This window comes from Lutibacter sp., from assembly GCF_030692605.1.
Classification (GTDB): Bacteria; Bacteroidota; Bacteroidia; order Flavobacteriales; family Flavobacteriaceae; genus Lutibacter.
In genome coordinates, this window is sequence record NZ_JAUYUD010000077.1 from 26969 (window position 1) to 42824 (window position 15856).

The following is a 15856-nucleotide window of genomic DNA, read 5'->3' on the forward strand; positions in this document are numbered from 1 at the left end:
TAGCCAATGAAAAAGTTATCGGCATTTGATAAATTTGTGTTTATTTTAAATTCGATTATTGCCTCAATATTGCTATTCTCATTTTTGAGCTATTTTATTTCTCCAAATAGCGTTCCGTTTATTTCAGTAATAAGTTTATTTATTCCTTTTTTAATTTTGATAAACCTCTTATTTATAACATATTGGTTATTAAAACTAAAACGACAATTTTTAATTTCAACCCTTATCCTAATTATTGGTTTTTCGTATGTTTCCAAATTTTATAAGTTTCAAGAAAAAAAAGTTTTACAAAATTCTGATTTAAAAGTAATGAGTTATAACGTTAGAATGTTTAACGTTTATAAGTGGATTGAAGAAGAAAATGTAGACCTAAAAATATTTGATTTTATAAAAAAAACAAATCCAGATATTTTATGTCTTCAAGATTTTAACCCAGAGACAAAACTTGGATTTTCATTCCCATACAGTTTAATAACTCCAAGTAAGAAAAATAGCAATTTTGGCCATGCCATTTTTTCAAAATATAAAATAATTAATTCTGGCTCTTTAAATTTCACTAATAGTAACAATAATGCTCAATTTATTGATATCATTAGAAATAATGATACGCTTCGTGTTTACAACGTTCATTTAGAATCACTTCGAATAAATCCTGCTAAAGAAAAATTTGATCAAGAAAATTCAGGAAGGCTTAAAATTAGATTAGAAAATTCGTTTAAGAAACAAACCAACCAAGCTAATTTAATAATTAAACATCAGGAAAATTTGACTTTTAAGTCCATCATCTGTGGTGATTTTAATAATACTGCATTTTCTTGGGTTTATAGTAAAATAAAATCTGATAAAAATGATGCATTTGAAGTGGCTGGAAAAGGCTTTGGGAAAACATACGATTATGGTTTTCCGTTTAGAATTGATTTTATTTTAACAGATAAAAGTATCGAAATTAATAATTTCGAAACGTATGATGTTAAATATTCTGACCACTACCCTATTATGGCACGTTTAAACTTGAATGATCAAGATTAAAAAATAAATTCAATATTCACTTTACTTTTGATTCGTAAGTTTTAATCGCTTTCTTTTTTAAAACCATACTCGCGCACCACTTTACAAATTCTTACATGATACGATTCATACCATATTTCGGTGCCTTTTTCTCTTGCAATTGTATGTTCAATATTATTTTTCCAATTTAAAATAGCCCCTAAACTATCCCAATAAGAAACTGTAATTCCAAGTTCTTCTCTAGCCGACTCAATACCTAAATAACCTTCTTGTAATTTGGCTAATTCTTCCATTCTTTTAGCAGTTTCAAGGTAGTTATTGGTATTATTTGTTCTAATTGAAGTAAATATTACAGCGTAATATGGCGGTTTGGGTGTTTTTGCTATCATAATTCTAAAATAAATTTTTGTTCGGGTAATTTCAAATCCTCACTTATAAAATTTTCAACACATTTAAATTTAGCATTTTCAAAAATTTTTATAGAGGCTAAATTTTTAAATACAGAATTGGCTATCAATGTCTTATAATCGTTTAACTTGCAGTAATTTATCAACCCATTAACTATTTCTGTCCCAAATTTTTTATTCCAATATTTTTCCAATAAACGAAAACCAATTTCAGCATCGTTGTTTTCTTCTTTTATTATAGCAACTGTTCCTATAAAATCTGTACTCGGTTTTAATTGAATAGCATAAACCCAGAAATTATTCATTGGTAGATTATAAAATTTAATAAGTTTCAATAACTCCATTTCATTTTCTTTCAATGTTTTTATATTTCCAGTAGTATATCGCATCACGTTACTATTACTTTGCATTTCATGCAAGCCTTTAAGGTCAGAAAGTTTTAATTTTCTAACTATTAAACGTTCAGTTTCAAAAATTAGTTGCACCTCCTATAGTATTATAATATTATTGTAAATTTGCACCCGATAAATGTACGAGAATGACCGCACAAAAAAAAGTAGCATTTTATACACTTGGCTGTAAATTAAATTTTTCAGAAACATCTACCATTGCTAGAAATTTTCAAGCAGATGGTTTTGAGCGCGTTGAATTTACCAAAAAAGCAGATATTTATGTTATAAATACGTGTTCAGTAACTGATAATGCAGACAAACGTTTTAAATCGATTGTAAAGTCGGCCTTAAAACAGAACGAAAATGCTTTTTTAATTGCCATAGGGTGCTATGCCCAGTTAAAACCTGATGAATTAGCTGCTGTAGATGGTGTTGATTTAGTTTTAGGAGCAACCGAAAAATTTAAAGTTACAGATTATTTAAACGACCTTTCAAAAAATGAAATGGGAGAAGTACATTCATGTGAAATTGAAGAAGCTGATTTTTATGTTGGTTCTTATTCTATTGGAGACAGAACCAGAGCATTTTTAAAGGTTCAAGATGGATGCGATTATAAATGCACCTATTGTACAATTCCGTTGGCTCGAGGAATTTCACGAAGTGATGCATTGGAAAATGTACTAAAAAATGCTCAAGAAATTTCTGAAAAAGGAATTAAAGAAATTGTGCTAACCGGTGTAAATATTGGTGATTATGGAAAAGGTGAATTTGGTAATAAAAAGCACGAACATACATTTTTAGATTTAGTTAAAGCTTTAGATGTGGTTGATGGTATAGACCGAATTCGAATTTCTTCTATTGAGCCCAATTTGTTAACCAATGAAACCATACAATATGTTGCAAAATCTAAAAGTTTTGTTCCTCATTTTCATATCCCATTGCAAAGTGGCTCCAATGGATTACTAAAACTAATGAAACGAAGATATGTTCGTGAAGTTTATGATGATAGAGTTGCATCAATTAAAAAAGAAATGCCAAATTCATGTATCGGTGTCGATGTAATTGTAGGTTTTCCTGGAGAGACGGATGCGCTATTTTTAGAAACATATAATTATTTAAATGATTTAGACATTTCTTATTTACATGTTTTCACATATTCTGAAAGACCTAATACCGAAGCAGTTGAAATGGAAGGAGTTGTACCATTAAAAATCAGGAACAAAAGAAGTAAAATGCTACGTGGACTTTCAGCTAAAAAAAGAAGAGCATTTTATGAAAGTCAACTTAAAAATGAATTAATTGTTCTTTTTGAAAGCGAAAATAAAGAAGGTTTTATATATGGATTTACCGAAAATTACGTGAAAGTAAAAACACCTTGGAATCCTGAATTAGTGAATACTTTACATCGCATAAAATTAACTAAAATTGATGAAGATGGTTTTGTTCGTTTTGATTGGATAAATGTTCCAGCCTTTATTTCTTAACATTAATTATCAAATAATTAAATAAAATATTCTTACTGAAATGATTCCAGAAACCGATTTATATACGTTTGCCCTACTTATTTTTACATCGTTTTTTACGATTATTAATCCGTTAGGTACCATGCCTATATTTATGACCATGACCGCTTCTTTAAGTAAACAGCGTCGTAAGCAAACAGCTAAAAAAGCAACTATTGTCGCATTTTTTACCATAATTGCCTTTGCTTTTTCAGGTCAAATTTTATTTAACTTTTTTGGAATTTCTGTCAATAGTTTTAGAATAGTTGGAGGCGTTATTTTCTTTACTATGGGTTGGGATATGCTGCAAGCACGGTTAGGATCTTTTAAACATAGTGATGATGAAGAAAAAATTGATGCCTATGTTGAAGACATTTCAATTACACCCTTGGCAATTCCTATGATTTGTGGACCTGGAGCTATAACTAACGCAATTATTTTAATGGAAGATGCTGCCAAAATCTCTCAAAAAATAGTATTAATTGCTGTCATAGCATTTATTTTACTATTAACCTATTTAATATTGATAGGTGCCAGTAAAATAACTGAAAAATTAGGTTCTACTGGTAATAAAGTTATGATGAGATTGATGGGGTTAATAGTAATGGTAATTGCTGTAGAATTTTTCTTTAGCGGTTTAAAACCGATTGTAATTGAAATTTTAAAAAGCTAATGACTTTTAAAAAACATATTTATTTTGTGCCAGGTATGGCAGCAAATTCAAAAATTTTTGATTATTTAAATTTACCTTCAAGTTTGTATGAACTTCATTTTTTAGAATGGTTAATTCCTACATCAAAAAATGAAACTCTAGAAAGTTATGCTCAAAGAATGGCGTTATTGGTAACTCATAAAAATGCAGTTTTAATTGGAGTTTCTTTAGGGGGAATTATGGTCCAGGAGATGAGTGTCTTTTTAAATCCTGAAAAAATAATTATAATTTCTAGCATTAAACACCCGTCAGAACTTCCAAAGCGATTACTTTTCTTTAAAAAAACAAAATTATATTGGCTTTTTCCAACAAAATTGGTGACGCATTTAGAAAAGTTAATTCCATTTATATTTATTCCAATACTAAAGAAAAGAGTAACACTTTATCAGCGTTATTTTGCAATTAAAAATGAAATTTATATAAACTGGGCCATACATCAAGCTCTAAATTGGAATCCAACAAGAGCCATTCAAAATATTGCCCATATTCAAGGTACACGAGATCATATATTTCCAAGTAACTATGTAAAAAATCCAATCCTGATTTCTAAAGGAACTCATATTATGATTTTAACCAAAGCCAAGGAAATTAGTGCAATAATTACCAATTTAATAAATTGTTAAAAAAAGAATTCGGTATCTTCACCTAATTTTTTATTTGTAATTTACCCTAAATTAGTCCGTTTATGAAAACTTCAACAAAAATTATAGGCATTATTTCATTACTTTTTATAAGTTCATTATTCATTTTTTCATCAAAAAAAGATGATGTTACGCTTACTAATGAAAAAAATACAAGTGAAACATATCAAATAAAAGCGCTTAAAATTCCAACAAATTTAAATTTTGCAGGAGAACGGGTACCAACTGAAGATGAAGATGTAAAAGAAAGAATTGATAGAGAGCTACTTGTAAATACCTACTGGCAATCAAATACCATTCTGTTAATTAAACGAGCAAATAAATATTTTCCAATTATAGAACCCATTTTGAAAAAAAATGGAATTCCCGATGATGTTAAATATATAGCATTGATAGAAAGCGGATTACAAAATGTGACTTCTCCAGCAGGTGCTAGAGGTTTTTGGCAAATTATGAAAGCTACCGCTCAGGAGAATGGATTAGAGGTAAACGATAATGTAGATGAACGCTATCATGTTGAAAAATCTACTGAGGTAGCCTGTAATTATTTAAACAAAGCGTATAAAAAATTTGGAAATTGGACCTTAGCAGCTGCATCTTATAACGCCGGTATGAGTGGAATTTCAAAAAAACAGGAAGAGCAACTAGTTTCTAATTATTACGATTTGTTATTAACTGAAGAGACCAAAAGATACATCTTAAGAATTGTTGCAATTAAAGAAATAGTGTCAAATCCTGAAAAATATGGTTATATTTATGATCAAGACGATTTATATAATTTACCACCAACTAAAACAATTAAGGTAGATTCAACCATTACCAACCTTGCGAAATTCTCAAAAGATTTAGGGATTAACTATAAAATTATAAAAGAGCATAATCCCTGGCTACGTGAAAATAAATTAAATAATACATCGAAAAAAGAATATCAAATAAAAATTCCAAACAATACCAAATGAAAATGACAGTATCAACTTTTCTTATTTTAGCCTTAATTGGTGTATTAGCGGGCCTTATAAGTGGTTTAGTTGGCGTTGGAGGTGGAATAATTATGGTGCCTTTGTTTATTCTTTTTTTAGGAATTTCCCAACATAACGCACAAGGATTAAGCTTAGCTGTTATGTTGCCTCCTGTAACTTTTTTGGCTGTTTATAATTATCATACCGCTGGTTCTGGCGGTAATATTGATTGGAGAATTGCTTTAACAGTTGCTTTATTATTTATGATTGGTGGTTTTGTTGGTTCTAAAATTGCATTGCAAATTGATCAACGAATCTTAAAAAAGGTTTTTGGTGTAATGATGTTGTTGGTGGCTCTAAAATTAATTTTTTCTACTAAATAAAACGCTACTTCCTAGTATCTTCCCAAATCAAGGTTTTTTGAATACTTTCACTAAAGGTAGGACATTTTCCGTCGCCCATTCCTGAAAAACCACCATCCGGAGCACAAACTATTGTACAATTACGATCATATAATACATTGTATTGGTCGCAACAATCGGCTGTAATATAGTAATAACTAGCTCCATCTACTTTCCATTCCCAAACTTGAGCAGGAGGATTTTGGACTTCAGCATTTTTTAATTGCTCTATTTTGGTTTTTATGCAGGAAGGAATTGTTGCCTCATCATCTGAAGAATCACATTCTAAAAATGCTGAAAACCAAGTTATTAATAGGATACTACAAATAAAACTTTTCATATTTTAAAACTTAAATGGTGGATCTAACCAACTCGTATTCGTCTATAATTTCGGTCATAATTTCGGCTGCAGGTCTAATTGTATGAATCAATCCAGCTACCTGACCAATTTCCAGTTCCCCTTCCTCTAAATCACCCTCAAACATTCCTTTTTTTGATCTTGCTCTTCCCAATTTTTCCATCAACTGTTCCTTTGTTGGATGTTCAAGATACAATTCTTGTAAATCATTATAAAACTTATTTTTCAATAAACGAACAGGTGCTAATTCTTTTAAGGTTAAATGAGTATCTCCATCTTGTGTTTTTACAACTTCATTTTTAAAATTTATATGAGCAGAAGATTCTTCACTTGCAACAAACCGACTTCCAATTTGAACGCCATCTGCTCCCAAAATCATTGCTGCTAACATGCCTCTTCCTGTTGCAATTCCTCCAGCAGCAATCAACGGAATTTCTATTTTTTCTTTAACCATTGGTATCAACGTAAAAGTTGTAGTTTCTTCTCTTCCATTATGCCCACCAGCTTCAAAACCTTCCGCTACAACTGCATCAACGCCAGCCTCTTGCGATTTAATAGCAAATTTAACACTACTCACCACATGCACAACTATTATGCCATTTTCCTTTAAGAAAGAAGTCCATGTTTTAGGATTTCCAGCCGAAGTAAAAACAATTTTAACTCCTTCGTCCACAATTATTTTGAAAATTTCTTCTAAGTTTGGATACAACATAGGAACATTTACTCCAAAAGGTTTATCGGTAGCTTTTTTGCATTTTACAATATGTTCTCTTAGTATTTCTGGGTACATAGAACCTGCCCCAATTAAACCTAAGCCACCTGCATTACTTACTGCCGAAGCCAACCTCCATCCACTATTCCAAACCATTCCTGCCTGAATAATTGGGTATTTAATTTTAAATAGTTCCGTTACTCTTGTTTTCATTAGTTTTTAATAATTTTAAATGTTTCAATTTTTGATTCATACAACAACTGCAACACATATATACCGTCTGATAAATGATTAATATTAATCATAGGGTTGTTAATATCGACCATTTTATTTAATAATTTTTCACCAATAACAGAATAAACCGTCACATTTATTTTGGTAACTTTTAATGGAAATTTAATATTTATATCATCGCTTGAAGGAATTGGATATACCACTAAATCCGTATTTTCAACTTCAGGTTCGGCTACATATAATAAATTATAAATTATTTCAAAATTTGGGATTCCATACCCTTCTTGGTTAGTTGGTGTATTATATAAATGAGCCGATTCCCTCACTAATTTTGTGATTTCTACATTGGTTTTGGTTGGGAAAGCTTGCCATAAACAAGCTATTACACCAGTTAATACCGGGGACGAAAAAGAAGTTCCATTAGAGGTAGCCACAAGCCCATTACTATTAATAATATATACTCCAGCTCCTTGTGCGCACACATCGGGTTTAATTCTACCATCTACTGTAGGTCCATAGGAACTAAAATTCGCAATTTGGCGAGTGGCATTTACGGCTCCAATACTTAACACGTTTGTAGCATCAGCAGGCGCACTTATGTAATGCCAAGCACTATTTCCTTCATTACCTGCTGAATTAACCACAATAATTCCTCTAGAAAATGCAATTTCTGCACCTCTAGAAATAAAGGTAGTTTTCCCATCCATATCTGCATAGGTATAATTATAATTTGAATTATCGAATGTGGTATACCCTAACGACGTGTTTATAATAGTAACCCCTAAACTATCAGCTCTTTCGGCAGCTTCTACCCACAAACTTTCTTCCAAAGGCGTTTCTTTAGATGAATCTTCTGAAATAAATAAATAAAATTGAGCGTCTGGTGCAGTACCTACAAACTGATTATCAATAAAGCCACCAATAGTTGAAAGTACCGAAGTACCGTGGGAACTTCCCGAATAAAAATTTGAACTTCTATTCACAAAATTATAACCACCTAATATCTGATTATTTGTTCTAAGTCGTTCAAAAGCAGGAAACTGATTCACATTTGGAAACCCCGCATCTATAATAGCAATTTTAATTCCTTTTCCTGTAAAATTATTTTGATGCAAAACCTCCCCTTTCAACATTTGAATTTGATTGGCTCCATTTCCATAATTAAAATTGGTTTCCACTTTTAACTTATCCGAACGATTTATATTTTTTGGAACAACCCCTTGCTTTCCAGCAGCATTTAATGTTTTATTTGCAAAATCAACTTTTTCAACAAAAGCAATTGATTTTAAACCATTTATTGCCGTTTGATTCCCTTGAATATGCAACGCATTTAACCATTTCGATTTTGCTAAAACAGTAATTCCTGCTATATTTTTAACTTGATTGATATAACTTAATTGAACAGGAACATCTTTAAAATCTAATGCGATATTGAAACGTATTCTTCTATTAATGGCACTTTGCGAAAGCATTGTTATAGGATTTGCCAAATAGGAAGATTGGCTCGGCTTGTCTTTAAAATATACCCAAGCATCTTCAGTTTGAGCAATTACATTAAAAACAATAAGAAATAGAATTAAAGAAACAAGCTTCTTTTTCAATGTATCGGTTTTATAATAGTTATAATTCGAAATTACTACTTTTAATTCAAAAGTATCTTTTTAATTAAAAAAACCATAAACAACTTTTAACACTATTTAATTGTACATAAAAAAACCGGCCAATTGGCCGGTTCTTACTATTAAAATTAGTTAATGTTTAATAACTCTTAATGATACTTTCTCCGTTCCTTGAACAACATTTACTACGTACATTCCTGCTTGGAAACGTGCTCCAAACTGATAGGTCTCATTTGAACGCCCTTTAGCTGAATATACTTGCCTACCAAGTACATCAAATACATTTACTTCAATTGCTTCTTCATTGGTTTTCCCTTGAAGTTTAAGTGTAAAGTAATCTGCTGATGGATTAGGATAAGCCATCACATTGAATATTTGCGCTTCTGCAACTAATTCTTCTGCAACCGCTTTGATTTCAGGAGCTGTAGTAATTTCAGGTTCTGCTGTTTTTGCTGAAGTTGTAACAGCTGGAGCTCCAGCTACACTAATATCTCCATCACAAATTGTTCTTGCAACAGTTTTTGTAGATTCCCAGTTATTTGAATACCAGATACCACCGCCATTGCGTTGAATCGTAATTCCAGCTAAATCAATGCTGTTGGAATTTCCTGATAAATCATTATCTCTTAAATCAAGAACCATTTGACAGTTACCTTCAATTGGAATTAAGTTTCCTCCTACAATTTCTGCAATATTAGCTTTTCCAGAGAAAGTGGCTGTTGGTGAAGTGATATTCAAACTGGCAATTGCATTGCTTTTTATCAAATAAAAATGCAACTTATTGTCAACTGTACCGTCAGGTTTGTTATAACTGGCAACAGTTAAACTTACTTTGCCTTTCGGATTTGTTATACTTTTTCCTTTCATTGCATATTCAACAAAGAAATTCAAGTACGACATTCCAAATCCTTTCACATAACCAGTAGATTTGTCATTACACAATGGAGTGCCACCAGCAATTACTCCGCCTGGTTTTGGTTTAATAATCGTAACTACACCAGATGGAAAAGTTCCATTTATATAATTACCTGAAATAATTACACCAATTTCAAATAAATCGCTTGTGGCAGTGTTAGCAATATTCAATTGAACAATTGCTGAAGCAGTACCACCCATTGCCGGATTATTCGGATCAATAAAACCAACTGGTAAATTTGTAGCGCTTGAAATACGTTGACCATTAACAGTAAATGTAACTCGAGCAGTTCTAATATCACCACATGGTTCACCATTTTTAATTGTTGCCGATAAAGTCACAGTTGCTGTATTGCTGGTTGCACTTGTTGTCCAAGCCATTGTTGGACCTGTATAATATATGTTCCCAACAGCCGAAGCAATTTGAGGAGTTATAGTAACGGTTGCCACTGTGCTAGCAACACTACATGAATTTGCAGTTACCACTACATAGTAATAATAATTTCCAATACTATAATTATGAGGTGTTTGATAACTAGTACTTGTTGCATCCGGAATCGAAGTTCCTCCACTGTTGCTGTTAGTAGTATTTTTGTACCATTGGTAAGTTATTGTTCCTGAACCAACCAAAGAAGCTGCAACAGTTAAGTTTGGTGCATCACAACCGTAAACAATATTGACACTTACGGGTTGCGTATCTATTACAGCATATCCTTCTACCGTTACTGTTGCATTACACGTTGAAAAATTTCCACTGGCGTCTGTAACCGTTAATACCACAGTGTTTGCTCCAAGATTTGTACAATCAAAACTGGTTTTGCTCGCAGAAAGTGTAACTGCTGCTCCGCAACCATCACTGCTTCCGTTGTTAATGTCTGCAGCTACTATTGAAGCGGCTCCAGCTGAACTAAGATTTATAGAGATATTTTTGCAAATTGCGGTTGGTGGTGTTACATCATTTACCGTAACTGTTGCATCACAAGTTGAAGAATTTCCGCTGGCATCTGTAACTGTTAATACCACAGTATTTGCTCCCAGATTTGTACAATCAAAACTGGTTTTGCTCGCAGAAAGTGTAACTGCTGCTCCGCAACCATCACTGCTTCCGTTGTTGATGTCTGCAGCTACTATTGAAGCGGCTCCAGCTGAACTAAGATTTATAGAGATGTTTTTGCAGATTGCGGTTGGTGGTGTTACATCATTTACAGTATAAGTATAAGTCCAATCGTGGATAAAGCGACCTGAGCAATCTGTATAAGTCCAAGTGTAACTAATGGTTCCCGCATAACCGTTGAAAGTATCTGTTCCTGCTTTATTAGTAACTGGTCCAGTTGCCACAATTGCTGGAGATTCTGAACAATCAGACGATTTTGCAACTGGCAGCGTGACGCTGGCAGCCAAAGCAGCCGAAGCACATTCAACTGTAGCTGTTCCATTTGATGGCAGAGTAAAATCTTGAACTACCACGTTATAGGTGTAAGTCCAGTAAGAGGTATTTCCAGCAGCATCGGTATATTTAAAGGTGTAAACCCTATTACCTTCGCAGGTTAAGGGCGATGGCGTATCTACAATGCCTCCGTCAATTAATACACCATTTATAGTCCCACTGCAATTATCGGTTGCTGTTGGTGGTGTTGGCATGGTAACAACCCTGTAATAGCATTGGATGGTGGATGAACCATTTGGTGCTGAAACCACAGGAGCTTCCGTATCATTTACAGTTACTGTTTGGTTTGCTGTTGCTGTATTTCCAGAAGCATCAGTCACAGTCCAAATTACAGTTGTATTTCCTTTAGGGAATATTGCAGGTGCATTGTTGCTCACTGAAGAACCAGAACAGTTGTCAGCAAATGTTGCTGTACCTAACGCTACTGAACTTGCAGTACAAATACCAGCATCTGTGCTTACAACTACTGTTGAAGGTGCACTGATTGTTGGATTCTCTGTATCTGCTACTATCACATCAAAAGTCTTACTAACACTACCACAACTATTGGTTGCAGTTACAGTAACTGTAGTTGTACCAACTGGGAATAAAGTACCAGAAGCTTTAGAATATGTAACGGTTGGTGTTGGTGATCCCGTTACTGCAGCAGCAGCATAAGTAACTACTGCACCACATTGATCAGCAGTATTGTTAACAGAAATATTAGAATAAGTAGTTGTAATTGCAGGCGCTGTACAGCCCGTATATGTAGCTAAAATTACAGTAGAACCATTTTTTACCCCAGTAGTGAAAGGACTTGTCTTTGAAGAAGTTAAAGTATATCCCGAAATTATTGGAAAATTGAATGTAAATGATGTATTAGCTTGTGTTGTCACTTTCTGTGATGCTCCTGTTGGACCAGGTGAATTAAATATTGTTGTACCGCTAAATGCAACGGCATTGTCTGATGTCCCAGACCATGAAACTTCAATGGAAGTATTGTTGGATAATCCAGAAGTTTGAAAATAAATATCATGCTTATCTGCATCCGTAAAAACTGTAAAAGCTTCAAAGCCGGAAGTTTGTCCAACCGCAGTTAGGTAAAGTGTTGTATTTAACTCTTCATCCAAGACAAACCAGGAGGAAGTAAAATTACCATCCTCATCTACCAGCGCATCTGGCATATCATCATGGAGGTGAAATATAAAATTAGGATCAATATGAATGATGAGTAAAGATACCTTTTCACCCGGTAAAAACCCTGAACCAGTAATTAACACTGTTTCACCAGGAGCATAGTCATCTTTATCAGTTGAGACTGTCTGCGCCCAAGTGTTAAAACTCATTAATACTGTTAACATAACTGTTAACCACATACCCAACGGATTCGAAATGCGTTGGCTAGCGAAATTTCGTGTAAAATTGTTTAAAAAATTCATGAGAGAAGTAATTTTAGATTTCATAGATGCAACTTAAATTGATAAATACTTATAACAAAAACTAGCAACAACTGAAATTACCAATCGGTAATTAATAGTAACTAATTATTTAAAAATCTTAAAAAATACATACTTAAAACCACCCTTAAACGGTATGATTTTTTTGTGGGGTTATGGGGTAAATACAATTAAAATATTGATAGTATCAAACAAATAATAACCAATTTAATAGTGAAAGTTGCAGTGCTCTAATGAAGTATTACGGGAACTACAATTTTCAAGTATAAAATTATATGAAAAAAGCATAACAACCACATAATCAGAATCTAAAAGCATCATAAATTTGCAAATTACACGATTTTAGCAATAAATCGATATAAAAAATTTGCTAACGGATATTATGAAAGGTCCTTTTTACATATAAAATAATAGATTGTTTATCAGAAAGTTACCAAAAAATTTCGGAAAAGTATCAGAATTGATTTTAACTTAAAAAAACAAGAGCATTAAAACTGTGCAAAAAAAATACTAACCTACGAAATTACACCAGAGCCCAACAATTCGTTGTTTACATACCAAGCCACAAATTGACCTTCAGTTATGGCAGACTGATTGTTTTTAAACTGAACGTATAGTCCACTTTCAACTTTATATAGGGTAGCTTTTTCTAATTTTTGACGGTATCTAATACGACTTTTAACTTCCATAGTTTCTCCATCTTTTAGAGCTAAGTCTGGTCGTATCCAATGGATTTCTTCATTGCTTACAAACAATACATTGCGGTACAACCCTTTATGATTTTTTCCTTCACCTGCGTAAATTATGTTTTCAATAACATCTGTTTCTATTACAAATAAGGGTTCTTTCATTCCGCCAACGGCTAAGCCTTTGCGCTGTCCTTTTGTAAAATAATGAGCTCCTTGATGGGTTCCTACAACTTTACCGTCTGTTAAGCTATACTTGTATTTAGCAGCAAAAAATTCCAATTTTTCTTCTACTGAATTAAATGTTGGAATAACTCTGTTAAATACTTTAGAATCACTAGGTATTTTAACAATTACACCTTCTTTTGGATGTAATTTTTGTTGTAAAAATTCAGGCAACCTAACTTTACCTATAAAACATAAGCCTTGCGAATCTTTCTTTTCGGCTGTAATTAAATCTTGTTCTGCAGCAATTTTACGAACCTCTGGTTTTGTTAATTCACCAATAGGAAATAAGGCTTTTGCCAATTGTTCTTGAGATAACTGACATAAAAAATAAGATTGATCTTTATTAATGTCTGCACCTGCTACTAATTTAAAAACAGATTTTCCGTTGATTTCTTCCTCTCCTTTTTTACAATAATGCCCAGTGGCCACATAATCTGCACCTAAATCTAGGGCTATTTTTAAAAAAACATCAAATTTTATTTCTCTATTACAAAGTATATCTGGATTAGGTGTTCGCCCTTTTTCATATTCGTTAAACATATAATCTACAATCCGTTCTTTATACTGCTCACTTAAATCTACTACTTGAAAAGGAATTCCTAGTTTATCGGCAACAATCATCGCATCATTACTATCTTCCAACCAAGGACATTCGTTTGAAATGGTGACAGAATCGTCGTGCCAATTTTTCATAAACAAGCCAATAACTTCATACCCTTGTTCTTTTAACAAATAGGCTGCCACACTACTATCTACACCACCCGAAAGGCCTACAATTACTCGTTTCATTTTTTTATTTTTTATTGCTATTATTCATTTTTCACATTAAAGAAAACTGAATTATAATTATTTATGTTATACTAACTACAAATATTTTACTTTTTAGTTGCTCGTTCTAATCGATCATTAATAGTATTTCCCAAACCAACAGCAGGAAAAATTTCAGCTATTATAACATCTAAGTTACATTTATCTAATTTGTGCAACGCAGCATATAAATTTGAAGTTGCTACCTCCAAGTTACCATTAGGCGCTAAAATTTCTTGAACAGCTATGTTATTATCTTCCATTTTTGCTTTAAATAATAACAATCCTATTTTTTTCCCTTGATGCAACTTTATTAATTCTTTTAGGTTGCTTGTTAAAAATATAGGTGTATTTGGTGCGTAATGTTTTGCCAACATTCCAGGAGCATCTGGTGCATCTTCCTTTAGGGTAAGCAATGTTACTTTTCCAACAATCTTTTCAATTTCTTCAATTGAAATGGAACCGTGGCGGTACAATATTGGTTCATTATTTACAAAACCTATAATGGTAGATTCCACTCCTTTTTTACAATTGCCACCTTCTAAAATATAAGGTATTTTACCCTTAAAATATTCAAATACATGAGTAGCACTTGTTGGACTAATGGAACCAAACGGATTTGCACTTGGTGCCGCTACCGGAAAATCTAAATTTTCTAATAACGCTAAAGCTACTTTATGATTAGGAACTCTAACGGCTACAGTATCTTTGCCTGCAGTAACAATGTCTGAAATTTCTGGTTGCTTTTTCAAAATTAATGTAAGTGGTCCTGGCCAAAATGCTGAAGCTAGTTTAAGTGCTTTTTCAGGAATTTCACTTGCTATTTTTTGCAACTCATGAATCGATTTAATATGAACAATTAAAGGATTAAAAAAAGGCCTATTTTTTAATTCAAATATTTTGGAAAGTGCTGCATCACTATAAATATTACCAGCCAAACCATACACTGTTTCGGTTGGAATTGGAACTATTCCGCCATTTATAAGTTCTTGTTTAACAACTTCTATGTCTGATGTAATCAACGTCATTTTAATACAACTAAAATACCAAAAAATTATTTTTTTGAATGTGCAAAGATACTAATTCCTATTCGTTTAAAAATAAATTTTGATACTACACGAGTATTCTAAAATAATTATTTTGATTAGAGCGTTTTTAAAATTTTCACTAAAAGTTTTCCAATGCTGTAGGCGAACATATTAAAAGCAAATTTTGAAATAAAATTTTTCAATTTACCATCATTTTTTTTATTCTATTAACCTAGCGGTAATATATTCATAAAAAAGTTGTATATTTGTCCTATGGAAAAAGAAGATTTTAGGACAGTTGATGATACGATTAGAAGTTCGTATCGAAAAAAGGCAATTGCCTTAATAAAGAAAGGCGTAAAAA

14 protein-coding genes are annotated in these 15856 nt (G+C 32.4%); 6 read left to right on the top strand and 8 right to left on the bottom strand.

Annotated features, from left to right (window positions below):
- Window positions 1-6 precede the first annotated feature (6 nt).
- On the top strand, window positions 7-1029 hold the full coding sequence (locus Q8S45_RS07045) for an endonuclease/exonuclease/phosphatase family protein (protein WP_305602853.1): 1023 nt from the start codon (window positions 7-9) through the stop codon (window positions 1027-1029).
- 41 nt (window positions 1030-1070) lie between these two features.
- Here the strand turns inward: Q8S45_RS07045 and Q8S45_RS07050 are convergent, their stop codons facing one another.
- Window positions 1071-1397 carry an antibiotic biosynthesis monooxygenase gene (locus tag Q8S45_RS07050; protein ID WP_305602856.1) on the bottom strand — a complete coding sequence of 109 codons (327 nt, stop codon included), beginning with the start codon at window positions 1395-1397 and terminating at the stop codon, window positions 1071-1073.
- Window positions 1394-1900, bottom strand: coding sequence for a GNAT family N-acetyltransferase (locus Q8S45_RS07055; RefSeq protein WP_305602859.1), 507 nt, complete (start codon window positions 1898-1900; stop codon window positions 1394-1396). Before Q8S45_RS07055 ends, Q8S45_RS07050 begins: the two co-directional genes overlap by 4 nt.
- 53 nt (window positions 1901-1953) lie before the next feature.
- Between Q8S45_RS07055 and mtaB the strand changes: the two genes are divergently transcribed.
- The 5 genes from mtaB to Q8S45_RS07080 all read left to right on the top strand — a co-directional run bounded on the left by mtaB (window position 1954) and on the right by Q8S45_RS07080 (window position 6004).
- A complete protein-coding gene (gene mtaB, locus Q8S45_RS07060; protein WP_305602862.1) occupies window positions 1954-3291 on the top strand; it encodes a tRNA (N(6)-L-threonylcarbamoyladenosine(37)-C(2))-methylthiotransferase MtaB in 1338 nt (445 codons plus the stop codon).
- Window positions 3292-3331: 40 nt separating this feature from the next.
- On the top strand, window positions 3332-3982 hold the full coding sequence (locus Q8S45_RS07065) for a MarC family protein (RefSeq protein WP_305602865.1): 651 nt from the start codon (window positions 3332-3334) through the stop codon (window positions 3980-3982).
- On the top strand, window positions 3982-4644 hold the full coding sequence (locus tag Q8S45_RS07070) for an alpha/beta hydrolase (protein ID WP_305602868.1): 663 nt from the start codon (window positions 3982-3984) through the stop codon (window positions 4642-4644). The genes Q8S45_RS07065 and Q8S45_RS07070 overlap by 1 nt, the downstream gene beginning before the upstream one ends.
- Before the next feature lie 62 nt (window positions 4645-4706).
- The gene (locus tag Q8S45_RS07075) at window positions 4707-5621 is read left to right on the top strand and encodes a lytic transglycosylase domain-containing protein (protein WP_305602871.1); all 915 of its coding nucleotides are present in this window, start codon (window positions 4707-4709) and stop codon (window positions 5619-5621) included.
- Window positions 5618-6004: a TSUP family transporter gene (locus tag Q8S45_RS07080; protein ID WP_371132994.1), complete on the top strand. Its 387-nt coding sequence runs from the start codon at window positions 5618-5620 to the stop codon at window positions 6002-6004. The genes Q8S45_RS07075 and Q8S45_RS07080 overlap by 4 nt, the downstream gene beginning before the upstream one ends.
- A gap of 4 nt (window positions 6005-6008) precedes the next feature.
- Here the strand turns inward: Q8S45_RS07080 and Q8S45_RS07085 are convergent, their stop codons facing one another.
- The 6 genes from Q8S45_RS07085 to Q8S45_RS07110 form a co-directional block, all read right to left on the bottom strand.
- Window positions 6009-6362: a hypothetical protein gene (locus Q8S45_RS07085; protein WP_305602874.1), complete on the bottom strand. Its 354-nt coding sequence runs from the start codon at window positions 6360-6362 to the stop codon at window positions 6009-6011.
- 10 nt (window positions 6363-6372) lie between these two features.
- Window positions 6373-7305, bottom strand: a complete 933-nt coding sequence (locus Q8S45_RS07090) for a nitronate monooxygenase family protein (RefSeq protein ID WP_305602877.1) — start codon at window positions 7303-7305, stop codon at window positions 6373-6375.
- Entirely contained in the window at window positions 7305-8927 is a 1623-nt protein-coding gene (locus tag Q8S45_RS07095; protein WP_305602880.1) for a S8 family serine peptidase, read from the bottom strand. The genes Q8S45_RS07090 and Q8S45_RS07095 overlap by 1 nt, the downstream gene beginning before the upstream one ends.
- Before the next feature lie 150 nt (window positions 8928-9077).
- Window positions 9078-12725: an HYR domain-containing protein gene (locus Q8S45_RS07100; RefSeq protein WP_305602883.1), complete on the bottom strand. Its 3648-nt coding sequence runs from the start codon at window positions 12723-12725 to the stop codon at window positions 9078-9080.
- Window positions 12726-13258: 533 nt separating this feature from the next.
- Window positions 13259-14461 carry a tRNA 2-thiouridine(34) synthase MnmA gene (gene mnmA / locus Q8S45_RS07105; RefSeq protein WP_305602893.1) on the bottom strand — a complete coding sequence of 401 codons (1203 nt, stop codon included), beginning with the start codon at window positions 14459-14461 and terminating at the stop codon, window positions 13259-13261.
- Between the two features lie 71 nt (window positions 14462-14532).
- The gene (locus Q8S45_RS07110; protein ID WP_305602884.1) at window positions 14533-15492 is read right to left on the bottom strand and encodes an L-threonylcarbamoyladenylate synthase; all 960 of its coding nucleotides are present in this window, start codon (window positions 15490-15492) and stop codon (window positions 14533-14535) included.
- Between the last annotated feature and the right edge of the window lie 364 nt (window positions 15493-15856).